At 73.8% G+C, this 18,396-nt stretch carries 21 protein-coding genes; 14 read left to right on the top strand and 7 right to left on the bottom strand.

Annotation, left to right across the window (positions count from 1 at the left end):
- The first annotated feature begins 50 nt into the window (after nt 1–50).
- Nucleotides 51–443, top strand: a complete 393-nt coding sequence (locus tag AMK13_RS17045) for a hypothetical protein (RefSeq protein WP_074002920.1) — start codon at nt 51–53, stop codon at nt 441–443.
- Between the two features lie 74 nt (nt 444–517).
- On the opposite strand, the gene AMK13_RS17040 is transcribed toward AMK13_RS17045, so the two are convergent.
- Nucleotides 518–1,471 carry a pirin family protein gene (locus AMK13_RS17040; RefSeq protein ID WP_074002919.1) on the bottom strand — a complete coding sequence of 318 codons (954 nt, stop codon included), beginning with the start codon at nt 1,469–1,471 and terminating at the stop codon, nt 518–520.
- A 93-nt stretch (nt 1,472–1,564) separates the two neighbouring features.
- Between AMK13_RS17040 and AMK13_RS17035 the strand changes: the two genes are divergently transcribed.
- Nucleotides 1,565–2,053, top strand: a complete 489-nt coding sequence (locus AMK13_RS17035) for a carboxymuconolactone decarboxylase family protein (RefSeq protein WP_074002918.1) — start codon at nt 1,565–1,567, stop codon at nt 2,051–2,053.
- A 167-nt stretch (nt 2,054–2,220) separates the two neighbouring features.
- A complete protein-coding gene (locus tag AMK13_RS17030) occupies nt 2,221–3,480 on the top strand; it encodes a serine hydrolase domain-containing protein (RefSeq protein ID WP_074002917.1) in 1,260 nt (419 codons plus the stop codon).
- A 220-nt stretch (nt 3,481–3,700) separates the two neighbouring features.
- On the opposite strand, the gene AMK13_RS17025 is transcribed toward AMK13_RS17030, so the two are convergent.
- Nucleotides 3,701–4,603: a helix-turn-helix domain-containing protein gene (locus AMK13_RS17025; RefSeq protein WP_079272206.1), complete on the bottom strand. Its 903-nt coding sequence runs from the start codon at nt 4,601–4,603 to the stop codon at nt 3,701–3,703.
- 329 nt (nt 4,604–4,932) lie between these two features.
- Here AMK13_RS17025 and AMK13_RS17020 point away from each other — a divergent pair, with 329 nt between their 5' ends.
- The 6 genes from AMK13_RS17020 to AMK13_RS16995 all read left to right on the top strand — a co-directional run bounded on the left by AMK13_RS17020 (nt 4,933) and on the right by AMK13_RS16995 (nt 9,912).
- Nucleotides 4,933–5,121 carry a hypothetical protein gene (locus tag AMK13_RS17020; protein WP_074002916.1) on the top strand — a complete coding sequence of 63 codons (189 nt, stop codon included), beginning with the start codon at nt 4,933–4,935 and terminating at the stop codon, nt 5,119–5,121.
- A 155-nt stretch (nt 5,122–5,276) separates the two neighbouring features.
- Nucleotides 5,277–6,380, top strand: coding sequence for a serine hydrolase domain-containing protein (locus AMK13_RS17015; protein ID WP_241852914.1), 1,104 nt, complete (start codon nt 5,277–5,279; stop codon nt 6,378–6,380).
- A gap of 245 nt (nt 6,381–6,625) precedes the next feature.
- Nucleotides 6,626–7,177, top strand: coding sequence for a GNAT family N-acetyltransferase (locus AMK13_RS17010; protein WP_049650601.1), 552 nt, complete (start codon nt 6,626–6,628; stop codon nt 7,175–7,177).
- Between the two features lie 23 nt (nt 7,178–7,200).
- Entirely contained in the window at nt 7,201–7,923 is a 723-nt protein-coding gene (locus tag AMK13_RS17005) for a leucine-rich repeat domain-containing protein (protein ID WP_338016299.1), read from the top strand.
- 224 nt (nt 7,924–8,147) lie between these two features.
- The gene (thrS, locus tag AMK13_RS17000) at nt 8,148–9,419 is read left to right on the top strand and encodes a threonine--tRNA ligase (RefSeq protein ID WP_074002913.1); all 1,272 of its coding nucleotides are present in this window, start codon (nt 8,148–8,150) and stop codon (nt 9,417–9,419) included.
- Between the two features lie 208 nt (nt 9,420–9,627).
- Nucleotides 9,628–9,912: a hypothetical protein gene (locus AMK13_RS16995; protein ID WP_074002912.1), complete on the top strand. Its 285-nt coding sequence runs from the start codon at nt 9,628–9,630 to the stop codon at nt 9,910–9,912.
- A 69-nt stretch (nt 9,913–9,981) separates the two neighbouring features.
- Here AMK13_RS16995 and AMK13_RS16990 read toward each other — a convergent pair whose 3' ends face one another.
- The gene (locus AMK13_RS16990) at nt 9,982–10,410 is read right to left on the bottom strand and encodes a VOC family protein (protein WP_074002911.1); all 429 of its coding nucleotides are present in this window, start codon (nt 10,408–10,410) and stop codon (nt 9,982–9,984) included.
- Between the two features lie 81 nt (nt 10,411–10,491).
- Between AMK13_RS16990 and AMK13_RS16985 the strand changes: the two genes are divergently transcribed.
- A complete protein-coding gene (locus tag AMK13_RS16985) occupies nt 10,492–10,989 on the top strand; it encodes a MarR family winged helix-turn-helix transcriptional regulator (RefSeq protein WP_074002910.1) in 498 nt (165 codons plus the stop codon).
- A 22-nt stretch (nt 10,990–11,011) separates the two neighbouring features.
- Here the strand turns inward: AMK13_RS16985 and AMK13_RS16980 are convergent, their stop codons facing one another.
- Complete coding sequence (locus AMK13_RS16980; protein ID WP_158077710.1) at nt 11,012–11,638, bottom strand: C40 family peptidase; 627 nt, start codon at nt 11,636–11,638, stop codon at nt 11,012–11,014.
- A 228-nt stretch (nt 11,639–11,866) separates the two neighbouring features.
- Between AMK13_RS16980 and AMK13_RS16975 the strand changes: the two genes are divergently transcribed.
- The 3 genes from AMK13_RS16975 (at nt 11,867) to AMK13_RS16965 (ending at nt 14,446) form a co-directional block, all read left to right on the top strand.
- On the top strand, nt 11,867–12,274 hold the full coding sequence (locus AMK13_RS16975) for a RidA family protein (protein ID WP_049652920.1): 408 nt from the start codon (nt 11,867–11,869) through the stop codon (nt 12,272–12,274).
- 145 nt (nt 12,275–12,419) lie between these two features.
- Nucleotides 12,420–13,151, top strand: a complete 732-nt coding sequence (locus AMK13_RS16970) for a hypothetical protein (protein WP_074002908.1) — start codon at nt 12,420–12,422, stop codon at nt 13,149–13,151.
- Complete coding sequence (locus AMK13_RS16965; protein ID WP_074002907.1) at nt 13,148–14,446, top strand: nucleotidyl transferase AbiEii/AbiGii toxin family protein; 1,299 nt, start codon at nt 13,148–13,150, stop codon at nt 14,444–14,446. Before AMK13_RS16970 ends, AMK13_RS16965 begins: the two co-directional genes overlap by 4 nt.
- A 145-nt stretch (nt 14,447–14,591) precedes the next feature.
- Here the strand turns inward: AMK13_RS16965 and AMK13_RS16960 are convergent, their stop codons facing one another.
- Both AMK13_RS16960 and AMK13_RS42870 read right to left on the bottom strand, forming a co-directional pair.
- On the bottom strand, nt 14,592–15,887 hold the full coding sequence (locus tag AMK13_RS16960; protein WP_074002906.1) for a hypothetical protein: 1,296 nt from the start codon (nt 15,885–15,887) through the stop codon (nt 14,592–14,594).
- Between the two features lie 66 nt (nt 15,888–15,953).
- On the bottom strand, nt 15,954–17,312 hold the full coding sequence (locus AMK13_RS42870; RefSeq protein ID WP_074002905.1) for a hypothetical protein: 1,359 nt from the start codon (nt 17,310–17,312) through the stop codon (nt 15,954–15,956).
- Nucleotides 17,313–17,464: 152 nt separating this feature from the next.
- Between AMK13_RS42870 and AMK13_RS16950 the strand changes: the two genes are divergently transcribed.
- Nucleotides 17,465–17,656, top strand: a complete 192-nt coding sequence (locus AMK13_RS16950; RefSeq protein WP_049652898.1) for a hypothetical protein — start codon at nt 17,465–17,467, stop codon at nt 17,654–17,656.
- A gap of 33 nt (nt 17,657–17,689) precedes the next feature.
- Here the strand turns inward: AMK13_RS16950 and AMK13_RS16945 are convergent, their stop codons facing one another.
- Nucleotides 17,690–18,322 carry a peptidase inhibitor family I36 protein gene (locus AMK13_RS16945; RefSeq protein ID WP_079272205.1) on the bottom strand — a complete coding sequence of 211 codons (633 nt, stop codon included), beginning with the start codon at nt 18,320–18,322 and terminating at the stop codon, nt 17,690–17,692.
- Nucleotides 18,323–18,396: the final 74 nt, after the last annotated feature.

The following is an 18,396-nucleotide window of genomic DNA, read 5'->3' as shown; positions in this document are numbered from 1 at the left end:
GGCTCCATGACGGTTCTGGTCACGGCGGCGTGCGCGGTGGCACCGTTGCCGTGGCGCCGCAGCACCCCCGGCTCGCGCTCGTCCCGATGGCGGGGTTCCTGTTCGACTTCCTCTTCCGCCCCGAGCTTCTGCTGTCCGTCGCACTCGCCGGTCTGATGAGCCTGTATGCCACGGCTCTCGACGACGACCCCGACGACACCGTGGCCGACCCGCACGGCACATCGCCGGCCCACCGCGACGACTACGACTTCGGCGCCGGCACGGACATGTTCTTCCAGGACACCGACGTCCTCATGCTCTACAGCTCCCGCTTCGACGGCATCGAGGACCCCGACGGCGACGCCAACCGGCAGCCCGGTGTGGGGGACCTGCGCGCGGGGGCGTGGTTCGAACCGTTCGGGAACGTCACGGCCCGCGACCCCCACCGGGGCTTCCGCCGCTGAACGGCCGGCCCTGTGCCCCGGCTCGGGGGTGCGGTGGACCCGGGCGCCGCACCCCCGATTGCGTAACGCGCGGGTCAGCGGGCGTTTCCGCGGGGCTTGAGGGGGAGGCCGGGGAGTTCGGGGGCGGGGAGGCGGTCGCCGGGGTAGCCCTGGACGGCGCCGAAGCGGTCGGTGGCGGCCTGCCACTCGTCGCGGGCCTGGACGATGTCCTCGTGGGATCGGCCGATGAAGTTCCACCACATGACGATCTGCTCCTCGAAGGGCGTGCCGCCGAGCAGGACCAGGCGGGCGTCGGTGTCGCCGGTGTTGGTGAGGGTGAGGGTGTCGCGGCCGGGGGCGGCGTAGCCGAGTTCGGCGGGGCGCAGCGGGGTGTCGAGGAGACGGACGTGTCCGCTGTCGACCAGCAGGCCGTGTTCGAAGGCGGGGTCGACGTCGAGGGTGACGGTGGCCCCGGGGTGCAGGGTCAGCTCGGCGCCGAGCAGCGGGGTGAAGGTGGGGACGGGGGAGGTGTCGCCGGCGAGGGTGCCGAGGAAGACCCGGGCCTCGCCGCCGTCCAGGGCGACGGGGGCGGGCACGTGGTGGTGGAAGTCGCGCCCGGTGTGCCGGTGCTCCTCGGGCAGGGCGACCCACAGCTGGACGCCGTGGAGGACGGTGGTGGCCGGGGTGGAGACCTCGGAGTGGGCGATGCCGCGGCCGGAGGTCATCAGGTTGACCTCGCCGGGCCGGACGTACGCGTGGACGCCGAGGCTGTCGCGGTGCTCGATCTCGCCGGTGAAGAGCCAGCTCACGGTCTGCAGTCCGGTGTGCGGGTGCGGGGCGACGTCCATGCCGCCGGTGCTGGTGACGTCGTCGGGCCCGTAGTGGTCGACGAAGCACCAGGCGCCGATCGTGCTGCGGGAGCGCTGGGGCAGGGTGCGGCGTACGGTCATCGCGCGCGGGCCGCCGAGCGGCACGTCCCGGGCGGGCAGGACCTCCACCCGCGGGTCGGCGGCGGGGGTGGCGGCGCGGTCGGTCTCGGCGGTGCTCACGGGGGGTCCCTCCCAGGTGCAATTAGTTCTATATTCAACTATCATGCCATGGCAGAGTGGCGCACGACAGCCTGATCAGCCTAAGGAGTCCAGGTGAGTGATGTGGCGGCGGTTCCGACGGACCGGCGGGTGTTCATCGACAAGCAGAGCCCCCAGGCGTACAAGGCGTTCCTGGCCGCCGCCGAGGCGGCGCGCGAGGTCGCGGCCGCGGCCGGACTGGACCGCCGGCTGATCGAGCTGGTCAACCTCCGGGTGTCGCAGATCAACGGCTGCGCCTACTGCCTGCACGTGCACACCAGGGCCGCGATCCGCGAGGGCGAGACCGCCCAGCGCCTGGGCGTGCTCGCGGCCTGGCGGGACACCGAGGTGTTCAGCGACCGCGAGCGCGCCGCGCTCGGGCTGGCCGAGGCGACCACCGCCCCGGCGGACGCGGCGCTCCAGGAGGCCGCGTACGGCGTGGCGCGCGAGGTGCTGAGCGACGAGGAGATCTCCGCGGCGGTCTGGGTGTCGATCGCCATCAACGCGTTCAACCGGGTGTCGATCCTGAGCAAGCACCCGGTCCGTCCGGCCCCGGCCCGGTAGCCGCGCGCGGTGGCGGCGCCGGCGGGGATGTACGCCTTCCGGTGGACGCCCTCCGTTGTCCGGTGTACGACCGGCTCCTCCCGGCGGGGGATGACGGACCGTCAACGGTGCGGCGAGGCTGGGCGACGAAGGCGAGGAGCTGCTCGCCGACTGCGAAGGTGGGTCGCATGGCACGTCGTACGTTTGTTTCCGCGCTGGTGGGGGCGGTCTGTCTGACACTGGCCGGGCCGGTGGTCTCCGCGGGTGCCGCCGGGGCCTCCGGGGCCGCCGACGCGCGGCCGGGCTCCGGCGACCCGAGGGCGGCGGCCCTGCGGGCGGTCACCGGTGCGGGCGCGGTCGGGGCGATCGCGGAGGTCAGGGACGGGAACGGGGTCTGGCGCGGAGCGTCCGGCGTCTCCGACCTGGCCACCGGCGCGCCGGTCCGCGCCGACGGGCGGTTCCGGGTCGGCAGCGTCACCAAGGTGTTCGTCTCCACCACGGTGCTCCAACTGGTCGGGGAGGGGCGGATCGGCCTGGACGAGCCGGTCGAGCGGTACCTGCCCGGGCTGGTCCCGAACGGCGACCACATCACCGTCCGTCAACTGCTCAGCCACCGCTCCGGGCTCTGGGACTCCACCAACGAGAAGGGCGGGGTGTTCCCCGACTGGACGGACGCGGCGGTCGTCCGGAACTGGCTGGACCAGGGCGGCCTGACCCGGCAGATCACCCCGGCCCAGGTGGTGGCGGCCTCGCTGGCGCACGCGCCCGACTTCCCGCCGGGCACCGGGTACGGCTACTCCAACGTCAACTACACCCTGCTCGGCATGATCATCGAGAAGGTGACCGGGCACGCCTACGCCCAGGAGGTCACCGCGCGCATCCTGCGCCCGCTCGGCCTCACCGACACGTACTTCCCGGGCACGGCCACCGGCATCCGGGGCCCGCACGCGCACGGCTACTGGACGGTGCCCGAGGGCCCCGGCCCGGCGGACCACAGCGACCGGGACGTGACGGTGGCGAGCGTCACCTGGGCGAACGCGGCCGGCGAGGCGGTCTCCACCCTCGGCGACCTGAACCGCTTCGACAAGGCCCTCCAAGGCGGCCGGTTGCTGCCGCCCGCGCTGCTGAAGGAGATGAACACGACGACCCCGATCGAGGTCGAGGGCGTGCCGAGCGGGCTGGGCTACGGGCTCGGGATGGCCAGCTGGCAGCTCTCCTGCGGTCCGATCTACGGGCACAACGGCTCGGTGTCCGGGTACAGCTCCGAGCTGTGGAGCTCGGGCGACCGGCAGGTGTCGATGTCCGTCACCCCGCGTGGTGGCGATGCGGAGCTCGTCGCGCAGATGCGGGCGGAGGTCGGCTTCCTGGAGCAGGCCTTCTGCGGCACCGGGAAGGCGACGGGCTCGGCGGTGCAGGGGCCGGCCGCCGTGATGCCGAAGCTGGGCTGACCGTCTGCCGCCACGTGGTTCCACCGCTCCGGCTCGTCCGCGCAGGTCCTCGACCGGCGTCGGCGGGTCGGAGCGGTGCGGTTTCCGCCGTGCGCCGTCCGGAAGCGCCCTGACTCGGGCCGCGCGGCGCGGTTCCGTCGGGTAGTCGTGGACGGGTGCGGCGCGGCGCGGCGCGGCGGGGCGAGGTCGGTGGGGAGGTGGCCGGCCCTGACGGTTTCCGTCAAGTCCCGGCCGGATCGGCCGTGGGCGTCGACACCGGTGCGGACGCAGGTGCGGACGCGGGCACGACAGCGCGGGCCAGGCGGCGCAGGGCCTGTTCGTCGTCGGAGCCTGGGACGGCGGTGTACACGGCGATCACCTCGTCCGGGTGTCCTGCGACGTAGAGGGCCTCGGCGGAGAGGCTGAGGCGGCCCACCGGCGGGCAGGCGAGCAGGAGCTTCGTGTGGTTGGTCTCCTGCACCACCTGCTCGTCCCAGAGTCGGCGGAACACCGCGCTGCGCGCACTCAGTTCGCCGATCTCCCGGGCGAGGCCGGGGTCGTGCGGCCACCTGCCGACCTCGGTGCGCAGATAGGCCACGGTCTCGCGGGCCTTCTCCTCCCAGTGCACGTACAGCCGCCGGGCGCGCGGGTCGGTGAAGACCAGCCGCCCAACGGTGCGGCGGTCCGGGCGGACACGGGAGAAGTCGGCGAACACGGCTGCCGCCAGCCCGTTCCAGGCCAGGATCGTGCCACCCCGGCCGACCAGGTAGGCAGGCGTGAGAACCATCGAGTCCAGCACGTGCTGCATGTTCGACCGCCGGTCCGTGGGGAGGGCGGCCTCCTCGATGCCGACCGGACGCGCAAGACTGCGCAGGTAGCGGCGTTCCCCCGGGCTGAGCCGTAGGACATCGGCCACCGCGGCGAGGACGGCGTCCGAGACCCGCGACGCCTGTCCTCGTTCCAGCCGCGTGTAGTGCTCCACGCTCATGGCCGCCAATGCGGCGACCTCCTCGCGGCGCAGGCCGGCCACTCTGCGGACGCCGTGGGCAGGTAATCCGACCTCCTCGGGGCGAAGCCGCGCCCGGCGGGAGACCAGGAAGTCACGAAGAGCTTCGGCGATGTCCATACCGACGATTGTCAGCATGCCCACCACGGTCCGCCCATACGCCCCGAGACCGACACCGTCCGGCGGGACTCCGACCGTAGCGGTACCCGACCCCTACGGCGGACGGCCCTACGGCGGACGGCCCGACGGCGCCGGGGCCGCGACCGGTCGCACAACCACGGCCGGTCCGCCAGGGCACACTCTGCCCTCCCTCGGGGGCGAGGCCGCGGCGCATCCTCGTCCTACGCCCTCCGGCCGGAGGGCGCAGGGGCGGCGGAACCCACGATCGGGGACGCACTCCTGCCTCGCATCACCCAGCCGGCACAGCCTCCTCGGCGAGGCCGGCCCACAGGAAGAGGAAACCAGCCATGGCCACCAGGACCACCACCGCACGCACCGGTAAGCGGCGCGCGGCCACCGCGCTCGCCGCACTCGTCGCGCTGGTCGGCATCACCGCGGGAACGGCGGGCACCGCCTCGGCGTCGGTCGCGCACAAGAAGTGCACCATCGAGGTCTGGTACGAGGACCACTGGGTCACCGTCTCGACCGCCTGCTGACACCTCCCCGGACCTGCGGCCCCGCCGTCCTCGGATCTCGGGCGGAAATCATCCGGGCGAGGTGGGGCCGCCGGTCCGGTCAGGGGGGACAAACAACACAGACCTTGGAGGTCGGCATGGCTCGGCAGGGGGCGCTTCGGCGCGGGTTCGGTGCGGTGGCGGTAGCCGCTGCGATGGCGATGGGCACGGTGACGGCGGCCGCGGCGGCCGATGTCCAGGGAGAGCACGGCGGCGGGCACGGTGCGACGCGGACCGCGATGGCGGACCTCGTCCGGGCCGAGAGCCTCCCCGGGACGATCGCGGGCGTCCGAGAGGGTGACGACAACTGGTCGGCGGCCGTCGGGACGGCCGACACCGCGACCGGACAGCCCCGGTCGCCCCGGGAGCGGTTCAGGATCGGCAGCGTGACGAAGACCTTCACCGCGACCGTGGTGCTCCAGCTCCAGGCCGAGGGCCGGCTCGACCTGGACGACACGGTGGAGAAGTGGCTGCCCGGCGTGCTGCAAGGGGTCGGGAAAAAGGGATCGGCGATCACGATCCGGCAGATCCTCGGGCACACCAGCGGACTGTTCTCCTTCGATCAGGATCCGCTGATGCTGAAGCGGCTCGCCTCCCCGGACTTCCTGAACCACCGCTACGACACCTACCGGCCCGAGGACCTGGTGCGGCTCGCGGTCCGCCACCCGCTGCTCTTCAAACCGGGGAAGCAGGTCAAGTACTCCAACACCGACTACCTCCTGGCCGGGATGATCATCGCCAAGGTGACCGGCCGCCCGTACGGCGAAGCGATCGAGCAGCGGATCATCCGACCGCTCGGCCTCTCCGCGACGAGCCTGCCCGGCACCGCGGTCGACCTGCCCCGGCCGCACGCGCTCGGCTACTCCAAGCTGTTCGGCGGCTCCACGACGCCAGTGGAGACCACCGAACTCAACCCCTCGTGGGCCGGGGCGGCCGGGGAAATGATCTCCACCACCGCTGATCTGACCAGCTTCTACTCCGCCCTGATGCGCGGACAGTTGCTGCCGAAGGCCGAGCTGGACGAGATGCTCCCCGCCACCGCCACCGGCGGCCCCGGGCTGGGTATCGGCGATGTGAAGCTCAGCTGTGGGATCACCCTCTGGGGCCACACGGGAGGCATCCACGGTTCGTCGACGGTGGCACTGACCACCCGGGACGGACGGCACGCGGCGGTGTTCAACACCAACGCCGACTGGGTGGACGGCGAACGCAAGCTCGCGGAGGCCGAGTTCTGCCACTGAGCAACGGGGCAGTCGGCGACGGGCAGTACTGCCGCGAGTACGTCGCCAGGCTCAGGACGGTGGCCGGGCTGGTGGCCGCGCTCCACCTCCCGTCCGCGATCTGACCGGCGGTCCGGCGGCCGGCGGCCGGCAGTCGGAGCCCCGCCCGCCCTCGACAACAGGGGGTCGGGCGGGCTACGGAGTTCCGGTGGGCGGCTCGGGTGCGTACGGTGATCCACACAGATCATCGGAGAGGGGTGCGCGCCATGGCGGGGACGGAACCGGGCTCGGAGACGGTGCTGACCACCGAACGACTGGTGGTGCGTCAGTGGACGGTGGCGGACCAGGAGCGCGCGTTCGACATCTACTCCCGCTGGGAGGTCGCTCAGTGGCTCGGCCGGACGCCGCGCGCCCTGGCCCACCCCGAGGAGGCCCGCCAGTACATCGAACACTGCCGTGAGCGCTCCACCGGCCCCCGGTACGGGGTCTGGGCGGTCGAACGGCGGGACACCGGCGTGGTCGCGGGAGCGGTCCTGCTGCTTCCCGTGCCGGACGGGGACGGCGAGGTCGAGATCGGCTGGCACCTCCACCCGGACAGCTGGGGCCGGGGCATCGCCACCGAGGCCGCCCGGGCCGTCCTGGCCAAGGGCTTCGCCGACGGCCTGACCGAGATCCGCGCCATCCTCGCCCCGGACAACACCCGGTCGGCGGCGGTCTGCCGGCGCCTCGGGATGACCAGTACCGGACTGACCGACCGCTGGTACGGCCGGGAGCTGGCGGAGTTCCGCATCGGCCCGGCCCAGGGCGGGCAGGCATGACAGCGGGGGGAGGAGCGGCGGACGTGACGCTCAACCTCTGGCGCCGCCCGCTTGATGAGGTGCCGGCCGAGGTGTGGGACCGGACCGAGCTGACCGTGCTCATCCTCGCCGAGACCGGCATCCGGGAACTCCCGCCCGGCATCGGTCGGTTGACCGGGCTGCGGATCCTCGACCTCGGGCACAACCGGCTCGCCGCGCTACCGGTCGAGCTCTGCGACCTCACCGGGCTCCGGGACTTCCTCTACCTTCACGACAACGCGCTGACCGCCCTGCCCGAGGAGCTCGGCCGGCTCACCGCGCTGCGCTACCTCAACGTCGGTGAGAACCGGCTCACCGAACTCCCCGCCACCATGGGCGAATTGGCCTCGCTGGTCGAGCTGCGCGCCCAGCAGAACCGGCTCACCGCCCTGCCGGAGTCGATCGGCGGACTCGGTGCGCTGCGTGAACTCTGGCTGCGCGGCAACGAGTTGACCGGACTGCCGGACTCGGTCGGCGGCCTCGTGGAGCTGCGCGAGCTGGAACTCCGGGAGAACGCCCTCACCGAACTGCCCGCCGTGCTCGCCGGGCTTCCCCGGCTGCGCCGCCTCGACCTGCGCGGCAACCGGATCACCGAACTGCCCGACTGGCTGGCCGACCCGGGGGCGCTGCCCGCGCTGGAGAAGCTGGACCTCCGGTGGAACGAGGTGCGGCCGTCGGCCCGGCTGCTGGTGGCGCTGGCCGCACGCGGGTGCGTCACGCTCTTCTGAGCCGCCGGGCCGGGATCCGGGCCCCGATCCCGCTTCGGAAAAGATCACCGTCGGCGGACCGGAGCTGTTACCGTGGAACGTATGAAGCGCGCTGCACTCGCCACGACGACGCCGGAGAGAGTCCCGGCGCGCTGACTGCTGACCTAGTCCGAAGCCCCGGGGCGAGTGCCCCGGGGCTTCGCCGTTTCCGGTCCCACTCGCCCGCAGACCGAGTGGAGACCACCATGCGTAACCAGCCCTCGCACGACAACGCGGCCCACGACCACCGCAAGCTCGGCCGTGAACTCGACCTCTTCGACACCGACCCGCTGATGGGCTCCGGCCTGCCGTACTGGCTCCCCGACGGCGCCGCGATCCGGCACTCCCTGGAGGAGTTCATCCGCGACCGCGAGCGCCGGGCCGGCTACCGCCACGTCTACTCCCCGGTGCTCGGCAAGCGCGAGCTGTACGAGATCTCCGGCCACTGGGCGCACTACCGCGAGGACATGTTCCCGCCCATGGAGCTGGGCTCCGAGGAGATGGTGCTGCGCCCCAGCCTCTGTCCGCACCATGCGCTGATCTACCGCTCACGCTCCCACAGCTACCGGGAACTGCCGCTGCGCATGGCCGAGTTGGGCGGCATGTACCGGTCCGAGCTGTCCGGGGTGCTGGGCGGGCTGACCAGGGTCCGGGCGATCCAGCTGAACGACGCCCACATCTTCTGCACCCCGGAGCAGGCGGCCGACGAGGCCGTCGCCGCACTGGAGCTGATCCGCGAGGCGCACCGGGCACTGGGCGTCGTCCCGGTCCGCTACCGGCTCTCGCTGCCCGGCGCGGGCGGCAAGTACGTCGCCGACCCGGCGCTCTGGGAGCGTGCCGTCGCCCTGCTCACCGAGGTGCTGGAGCGCTCCGGGGTGCCGTTCGAGGCGGCGGAGGGCGAGGCGGCGTTCTACGGTCCCAAGATCGACGTGCAGATCGCCGACGGCGCCGGGCGCGAGTTCACCCTCTCCACCGTGCAGATCGACTTCCACCAGCCCGAGCGGTTCAACCTGCACTACATCGGCGCGGACGGCGCCAAGCACCGCCCGGTGATGGTGCACCGCAGCGTGATCGGCAGCGTCGAGCGCGTGGTCGCCCACCTGATCGAGCTGTACGGGGGCGCGTTCCCGGCCTGGCTGGCACCCGTCCAGGTGGTGCTGCTGCCCGTCTCCGAGGCCGAACTGCCGCAGGCCGAGCGGTTCCGGCAGCGCTGCCTGGACCTCGGGCTGCGCGCCGAGGTCGCCGGTCCCGAGCACGGCAGCCTCGGCGCCCGGATCCGCGCGGCCCGGCTGGTGCCGTACCAGGCGGTGATCGGGGCGAAGGAGGCCGTCGACGACCGGGTCGCGCTGCGGCTGCGCGACGGCCGCCGGCTGGAGCCGCTGCCGGGCGAGGAGGCGTGGGCGCGGATCGGCGCGCTGGTGGCGGCGTGCGACGCGGAGCTGTGGCCGGAGGGCGCCTCCGGGCGGCCGGAGAGCTGATCGCCGGGGCGGCGGCCGGGAACGGGGAGGTGGCGGCCGTGATCGAGGGGGTGGCGGCCGTCGGCTCCGTCGGCCGCCGCGCCGGTGGCGTACGTACGACTAGTGCGGTGCACGGTGTGTCGGCCGGGCCGCGGGTGGCGGCCGCCCGTCGAATGGGCCGGGCGGCCGAGTTCACCGCCGCTGTCCCCACCCGTCCGGAGGTACCCCGATGCGCATTCCCCGCGGCCTCGCCGCTCCCGTCCTGGCCGGCTCGCTCGCCCTCGCCGGGGCGGTGGCCGCCACCCCGGCCGGCTCGGCCGAGCTGCGGCCGCTGCCCAGCCCCGCCGTCCAGTACTGCGCCGCCGTACTCGGGCACGTCCCGGGCGCCGATGCCGCTTCGCAGGCCCTCGGGCGGGCCTGCTCCTCGGACTACCGGGCCGAGCAACTCGCCCAGGCCGAACGTGACTTCGCGGCGTCCGGGCCGGCGGACCGGCCCTCGCTGCCGATGGAGTAGGCCGGGCCGGGGCGTTCCGTCGACCGGCCCGCGCCGCAGGAGTCCGAGGCCCCGCGCGGCGCGGGCCGGTCAGTAGGACTGGAGCTCGACCAGGCGGCCGTCCGGGTCGCGCAGATGGGCGCTGCGCAGGGTGGGGCCCCACTCCGGGCGGTCGGTCGCGGGTGCGAACGGGGTGCCGCCGTGGCGCAGGCAGAGATCGAGGGCGGCGTCCACGTCGGCCACCCGCAGGACCAGCATCGCGGCGTCCTGCGCGAGGGCGGCGGGCGCGGCGGGTGAGCCGGTGTGCCCGGGCGGCTCGGCGGCGCCGAGGGCGGCGGCCATCGCGGAGCGGTCGAAGAGGGCGAGCAGGGCCTGGTCGGCGAGGTCCCAGTTGGCGTACGGGCCCTCGGGCGAGCCCTTGACCAGGGTGGCGCCGGTGAGCGGCGGGAGGACGGCGCGGTAGAAGCCGAAGCACTCGGCGAAGCGGGTGGCGAGCAGGCGGGGGTACAGGGCGTCCACGGGCGAACTCCTGGCAAGGGGACGGAGGATGCTGATTAGTGGGTTGGCACCCACTATAGGGATGGACCCTAGACTGTCGCCATGGCCTCTGAGAACCCCCAGCCCGCCTCTGTGAACCCCCAGTCCGCCGCCGGGCTCCCCCCGACCCTGCTGGACCTCACCACCTACCTGCTCTCCCGGGTCGGCAAGGCGGCGCGCGGCCGGTTCGCCGAGCGGCTGGCCGAACGCGGCCTGCGGCTCTGGGACATGGCGGTGCTGGCCGCGCTCGCCGACTTCGGCCCGCAGGCCCAGCGGGACCTGGTGCGGCGGCTGGCCATCGACCCGAGCGACCTGGCCAAGGTCGCCGACCAGCTCGCCGCCGCCGGGTACGTCGAGCGCGCCAGGGACCAGGCCGACCGGCGGCGGGTCTCGGTCTCCGTCACCGACGCCGGACGGGCGCTGCTCGCCGAACTCGACGCGCAGGCGCGGGCGGTGCGGGACGAGGTGCTCGCGCCGCTGGACGCGGGGGAGCGGCGGACGCTGCAGGAGCTGCTGCTGCGGGTGCACCACGGGATGGGGGAGCGGCGCGGCGGCCTGTGAACAGCCGGTCGGCTTGACCGGCTCAGGCGGTGGGCTGACCCGGGCGGCGGGCACCGGCGAACTCGCCCGCCCAGCGCGGGACGTCGAGCACGTTCTCGACCCGGGCGACCAGGGTGCCGGTCCGCTCGGCGTGGATCATCGCGCCCTCGCCGACGTGGATCCCGACGTGGTGCAGGGGGGCGTCGGGGCGGGAGAAGAAGAGCAGGTCGCCCGGGGCGAGCGCGTCGCGCTCCACCGGGGCGCTGAGGTTGAACTGGGCGACGGTGTAGTGCCCGAGCTCCACGGTGCCGTGGCTGGCCCGGTACCAGCAGTAGAGCGACAGGCCGCTGCAGTCGAAGCCGACCGTCTTCTCGCCCATGCACACGCCGTTCAACCAGCCGTTGTCCTCGTCGCAGAAGCCGAGGCTCGCGCCCAGCCGGTCGCCGCCACCCCAGGCGTACGGCACGCCGAGCTGGCTCGCGGCCACGGCGGCGACCCGGCGGCCCAGCGCTGCGGCCGGCAGTGACCCGCCCGTCTCCGGCGGGGTGTCGGACGCCGCCTGGGCCGCCGGACCGAGCGCCGGGACGAGGCCCGCCCCGAGCGCGAGTCCGAGCATGCGGCGCCGACGGACTCCGGAAGCCTGGTCGCGGCCGGACGGTTGGGGCTCCATGGCGGTGCCTCCCGGGGCTGGAGGTGGATGAGCGCCCGGGGGCGTGGTCCCCGGGCGCAAGTACCAGGATGGCGCTCCGGCGGGCCGGTCCGCCATCCCCCGCAACGGTGAATCGTGGACGCAGGAGGCCCGGAACGGAAGGGAGTTCACCGGTTAAATGGTTTGACGGTCGCTCAGGAGAGGCCAACGATGGGCGCGAACGTTCGGTCGGGACCGTCGGAGGACCACATGAGCAGCGCCGTCAAACTGATCCGCACCACGCGGCTGACCAGGGCGGTGGACTACGCCTACGCGGCGGAGGTCGACGCCCCGGTCCGCTCGCTCTGGCTGGCCGGGGCCTGCCCGCTCGACGAGGAGGGCCGGACGGTCGCCGTCGGCGACTTCGAGGCCCAGGCCCACCAGGTGATGCGGAACCTGATAACCGTGCTGGAGGAGTCCGGCGCCTCCCTCACCGACATCGCCCGGACGACGGTCTACGTGGCCTCCGCCGACCAGGCGGACCTGGTGAAGGTGTGGAACGTCTACCGCGCCTACATGGGGGAGCACGACGCCCCGAGCACCCTGCTCGGCGTCGCCGTGCTCGGGTACCACGACCAGCTGGTGGAGGTGGAGGCCGTGGCCGTCCTGCCCTCCTGAGTCGTCCTCATCCGACCGGAGTCGACCGGTGCCGACCGGAGTCGACGGGGCCGGCGGGCCCCGACCAGCCGTCCCGGCGGAGGAGGGCCGCGGCGGCACCGGGGCGCCCGCGGCGTTGTCAGAGCGGCTTGGCAGGATGCTCCCCATGCTCCTGACCCGTTCCGACCAGCGCCGTGACGACCGGCCCGCGCCTCCCGACGTCCGGGGCGACTTCGAGGTCCACCTGACCGTGGAGCCCGGAGCCGCCGAGGCGCTGGCCGCGTGGGCGCGGGGCCACGACGTGAAGTTCACCCACATCCTGCTGGCCCGCGGTGCGGCGCCCTCGCAGCCGATGCTCACCCTGCGCGCCGACGGCACGCTGGCGGAGGTCGCCGCGGTGACGTCCCGGACGGCCGAGGGGCTGGCCCGAGCAGGGTTCACCGTCCTGCGGGCGAAGATCGAGGCAGCGCCGTGGGCACACGGCGTCCCGGCCTCGGACGAGGACGCCGTGCCGCACGGAGCCGGCCGGTACTTCGAACACCACGTCAAGCTGCTGCTCCCGGGCCCGGTGCCCGAGGCGGACCACGCGCGCCTCGCCACCCTCACCGAGCTGGCCGTCCGGCACGGTGCGCACCTGTCGCGCAATCCGCGCCGGGTGCGCGCGGACGGCCGGTACGAGTGGTTCGTGACCCAGCGGTGCCGCTCGGTGGGCCTGGACACCGCTGGCCGCCGGCTGGAGGCGCTGCTGCGGGACCTCGCCGCCGACGGCCGCGAGGTGGTGTCCGTGGAGCGTGAGTTCGTCGTCGTGGACAGCCACGAGGACCTGGACGCGGGATGGATCAGCGAGCACGGGCACGGCGCCCGGCCGTACGGAGACGGAAAAGGAGAGCAGGGATGACCGAGGGCAAGTCCCCGTCGCCGGTGGCGTGGGAGGAACTGCAGTGGGGGCCGTGGCAGAACGTGGTGCTGCCCAAGCGGCCGCCGTCGGAGGACGTCCGTGAGGACCGGGACCTGCCCAGGACCATCCGGCCGGTCGACGACGAGGCGGTCAGCCAGCAGCCGGTCTTCGACCCCGCCCTCGCCGGGTACGCCCGGGCCCTCCGGCCCAGCGAGCCGGCCTTCGCCGACCCGCGGCTCGCCGAACGCTGGCTCGCCGCGCGGCGCGAGGCGCTGGCCACCGTGCTCTCCGCCGTCGCCGACTCGCCGTGGGCCGACCACCTGGTGCTGCGCGGCAGCGTCCTGCTGCGCGCCTGGTACGGCGAGCAGGCGCGGGAGCCGGGCGACCTCGACTTCGTGGTCCGCCCGACGGACTGGGAGCTGGCCGACGAGCGCACTGGCCGGATGTTCCGGGAGCTCGCCGCCGGCGCCGAACGGCTCTCGGGCACCGTGCGGGTGCACGCCGACCAGGCGGTCAGCGACGAGATCTGGACCTACGACCGGGTGCCCGGGCGCCGGCTCGTCCTGCCGTGGACGGCCCCCGGTGTCCCGGGTGGGTCGGTCCAGCTCGACTTCGTCTTCACCGAGCACCTGCCCGTCCCGCCGCAGCCCTACCTGCTCCCCGGCGTCACCGGCCCGCTGCTCGGCGCCACGCCCGAGCTCTCCCTCGCCTGGAAGATCCTCTGGCTCGTCTCGGACATCCACCCGCAGGGCAAGGACCTGTACGACGCGGTCCTGCTCTCGCGCACCGCCGAGGTCCCCTACGAGCTGCTCCGGGAGGTCTTCACCCAGTCCGACCCGAACTGCCTGTACTGGCCGGTCTTCCCGGAGCAGATCACCGGACTCGACGTCGACTGGGACGAATTCGCCAAGGACTACCCGCAGTTCGCCGAACCCGTCGAGGAGTACCCCGCGCAGCTCCTCGCCCGGCTCCACCCGACCTTCGCCGACCACGGCGAGTACGCGCTGCGCGCCCGCTGGCTCGCCCCGCTGACCGAGGAGCTGCGGCAGACGCTGGCGGACGTCGGCATGGACGAGGTCCAGCGGCGGATGTCCGGACGCCGCATGCTCCCGGACAACACCCTGGTGATCACCGGCGAGCTGCTCGGCGGGGACCTCGACGGTGCCCACCGCATCGTCTCCGGCCACCTCGGCAGCCAGGTGGACCGGATGACCCACCAGCTCGCGGAGGCCGCCGACCGCTACGCCGCCGAACTCGCCGACGGCCACGGGACGGGAGGCGGTTCCGACAGCTGACACCCCGCCGCCACCGCCGCCTGACACCGCGCCGAGCCGTACGACCGACCGTCAGGACAGGCCGCCCGGCCGCCGGGGCCGCCGCACGGGACGCGGCCCCGGTACGGCCGGTACGGCGGCAAGGCCGGCGCGGCCCGCTCCGCGGTCAGTCGATGTAGCCGGCCGTGCGGTAGCCGCCGCGGGCGGTGCGGTCCACCTCGTCGGCGCCCCAGGTGTGCGGCACGGCCAGCTTCCAGCGGGCGCGCAGGACGGCGTGCTCCTCACGGTTCCTGGTCACGTACCACTGCCCCATGCGGCACCAGGCCAGCGGCTCGTCGGCCTCCGTGGCCACCGCCCGCACCAGCTGCGCCGCGTGCCGGGCCACCTCGCCCTCCAGCGCCTCCAGGTACTGGTTCATCCGGTAGGTGGCCTGGTCGCCGTGCTGGAACATGGCGTACTCGGAGCCGCCCGCCATGTGCAGCCGGCCGTGCTCCATGGCCACCTTGCCGCTGCGCACCACCTCGCCCTCCTGGGCCGTCCCGGCGATCCCGGCGTTGAGCCGGTCCAGCAGCTTGGCCTTCTCCGGGGTGGCCTCCGGGATCTGGCCGCCGCCCGTGCCGCCCTGCGCGGAGTAGACCTCGTGCAGGTCGTAGTCCCCGGTGTAGAGGTAGCGCTTCCAGTGCGGATCGGCCTTCAGCTGAGTCAGCGCCGGGCCGCCGTCCTGTGTCCGTAGGTCGATCGGCACGTACTGCTCGCCCCCGGGGCCGGTCTGCACGATGCCCAGGTCCAGGACGGACTGGGGCGGGCGGTCGATCCGGATGCCGGCCAGGCCCTGCTCGTTCCAGTGGCCGACGAAGCCGCTCAGGTCCTGGGCCTGCAGCCAGCGCAGCACCGTCGCCGGGTCGCCCTCGGCCTGCCCGGGCCCGGTGCCGTACTTCTTGCGGACGGAGGAGGGCTTGATGGACTTCTCCAGGATGGTGTGCGGCTTGGGCTTGGCGCCCTCCGCGATGCGCCGGATCGAGTGCTCCCCGGTCTCCCGCACGGCGATGGTGTACTTGTGCTTCCGGCACACTTCGGAGATGGCGGCCCAGTGGTCTTCCCACACGATGTTCCGCAGGTCGGCCGCCCGTCCGCCGGAGGCGGCCTGTCCGTCGGGCGTGGCGGCCTCGCAGATCCTCAGCACGTTGTTCTGGTCCAGCTGCACCCGGGGCCGGCGCGGGGCGGCCTGGTCGCCCGGTGCGCGCTGGAGTCCCACGGCCGCCCGGCGGTCGTCCCGGCCGGTGCCGTCCCGCTGCTCCGCGATCATGCGCGCCGTCGCCGCGTTGCCGACGGTGCGCTGCAGGGCCGCGGCGCCCCGCGCGGGCGCGTCCCCTTCGGAGCGTGCTCCGGTGCCGGGGCGCCGGGCCGGGCTCGCGTCGCGCTGAGGCTGCCCGGCCTTCTGCGGCTGTTCCCTCGAGTGCATGCTGCGACCTCCTCGGTCCCCTCCGTCCCTTTATACAAGGGGAGTTCGCCGATGTCGGAGGAAAGCTCAGACGGTGCCCTCCCGGTCCGCCGCCCCGGGCCCGGAGGGCCAACCGGTCGTGCACTCCAGGACCCGGCCGTCGGCCGTGCCGACGAGCAGGCGGCCGGGCCCGGTGGCGGTGAGCGCGGTCGGGACGACGGGGACACCGGCGACGGTCAGCCGGTGGCGCCGGCGGAGGGCGCCGGTGCGGAGGTCGAGGGCCAGGAGTTCGCCGTCGCGGTAGGCGACGTGGGCGGTGTCCGGGTCGGTGTCGAGGTCGAGGGCGACGTGGTCGGTCCGGAACACCCAGCGCGGCGTGCCGTCGGTGCCCGAGCGGCGGACGACGAAGGAGCCGCCGGGCTGCAGTCCGTGGCCGCTGTAGACGGTGCCGGCGTACACCAGGTCGCCGTCGGCGGTCTCCACGCCCGGGCCGGGGAAGTGCGTCTCCCCGGGCTCCCAGGAGAACGGGAACAGGGGTTGGAGGTCCGCCCCGTCGGGGGAGCGCACCGAGAGCACGTACGGCTCCGTCTCCCGACGGCCCGGCGGCGGGGCCTGGTTGACGTAGTCCCGGCTCCCGCGCCGGATCCGCAGGCGGTCGTGCACGTCGAGGTACGGGACGGTGCGGTGCCGGAGCAGCAGGCCGTCGGGGAGCGTGGTGCACCCGGGCTGCTCCGGGGCGTCGTCCTGGTCGCCCTCCTCGTCGTCCTCCTCGCGGGCGAGGGTGGCCAGGACCGCGCCGTCCGGTCGTTCCTCGACGGCGAGGACGTGCCGCCGGGGCTCCCAGTTGGGGCTCAGGGCGGAGAGCGCCCGGTGGGCCTCCTCGCGTCCGTCGGCCCGCGGGGCCGGGACCCGCGGGCCGGCCAGGTCGTCGAAGGTGAGCGAACGGGGCGCGGCGGTGCGCCAGTCGGGCCGACGTACGACGGCGACGTGGCCCTCGACGTGCGCCTTCCGGTCCTTCCAGTCGTCCGGCGGTGACATCAGCACGCGCAGGGCCTGGTCGTCGAGCCAGGTCAGTCCGAGGACCCTGCGGCCGAAGTCGTGCTCGATGAGCGAGGTGGTCGTGCCCGTCTCCCAGTCGAGCAGGAGCAGCTCGCCCTCGAAGAAGTAGCCGCCGTCGTACGCGCCGGTGCCGACGGCGAGAAGGGGCGCGGTGGGGTGGAAGGCCAGCGCGTGTACCGGGAAACGCGTCCGGAGCACGGCCCGGCAGCCGAGGTCCCCCGTGCCGTACACCCCCACCGCCGCGGTTCGGGCGAACGCGCGCTCGCCCGCGACGGCGAGCAGGCCGCGCGCCTCGTCGGGCACGGCGAGGACGGGGCGGCCGACCTCGGCGAACGGGCGGTCGCCGAGGACCCGGAGGACGCGGACGGGGTGGAGCGGGGAGGTCATGCGGAGATTCTCCCAGTCGGCGGCGACGGTCCCCGGGCGGGTCCAGCCGATCGGGGCGGCGGCCGCCGCAGCGTCAACGCCGATTGACGCCTACCATGCCCAGCGGGCCGTGTTTGCAAGGAAGTTGGCCGGTCCGCCCCTACCCTTGGGCCATGAAACAGCACATCGTCACGCTGGTCCTCGCGGGCCTCCTGCTCGGCATCGTCGCGTTCGGTGCCGGCTGGTTCGCGGCGGACTCCCGGCAGACCGCTCCGGCGCCGACCTACATCACGGTCACGCCGGAGCCGGTCGCCACTGGCGCGGTCTCGCCCCCGGCCTCGGCTGCCTCGGCCGGTAGCCGGTAGCGGGCGGTCGTTGTCCGGAGGCGGGGGCGGCCGTTACTGCCGGACCGCCCAGAACCGGTCGGCCATGTTGTCGTACGCGACCGACGCGGACAGTGACTCCGCCGGCTCCTTCCAGAGCATCTGCCACTGGCCGTCGCCCGGGTCGTTGTCCACGATCACCTCCAGGCCGCGTGCCGTGTTCACCCAGCTGCTCGCCTGGTCGCGGAAGCCGTAGTCGGTGAAGTACACGGCGGCGTCCTCGTGGAAGAGGTTGAACTGGAGCCGGCGGCCGCCCCAGTTCCGGTCGGAGTAGAAGCAGTAGTAGGACGGCTCGCTGACCGGGGTGGGGCAGTGCTTCCAGTCCGGGCTCCGGACGGTGCGGCGGCGGTGGTCGCCGCTCCACGGCGGCGCCTGCGCCTGCCCGGGCAGCGGGAGCACCAGCACCGCTCCGTCCGGGAAGGTGATCTCGTTGGCGGCGGTCTGCCGACCGCCCTTGCCCGCGGCGAGCTGGGCGTCCACCGCCTGCTGCAGCACGTCGCGGTCGCCGTCGCTCAGGGAGGTGATGATGGCTCTCTGGTCCCCGGCCTGGCTGGGCGCGGCGGCGGCCTGCGCCCCGAGGGGAGCGACCAGGAGCACGAGGGCCCCGGCGGTACGGACGAGGAGTCGGCGGACTCGAGAGTGCGTCATATGCCAAACGTAGCCGCGCACATACCGCCGGTAACCTTGCTTTCTCGATCAGACGGCGCGTACGCGGCAGCGGT

It is taken from the genome of Streptomyces sp. CB02056, from assembly GCF_001905545.1.
GTDB lineage: Bacteria > Actinomycetota > Actinomycetes > Streptomycetales > Streptomycetaceae > Kitasatospora.
The sequence above is the reverse complement of the archived record's forward strand: the minus strand, read 5'-3'. Positions and strand labels throughout refer to the sequence as shown.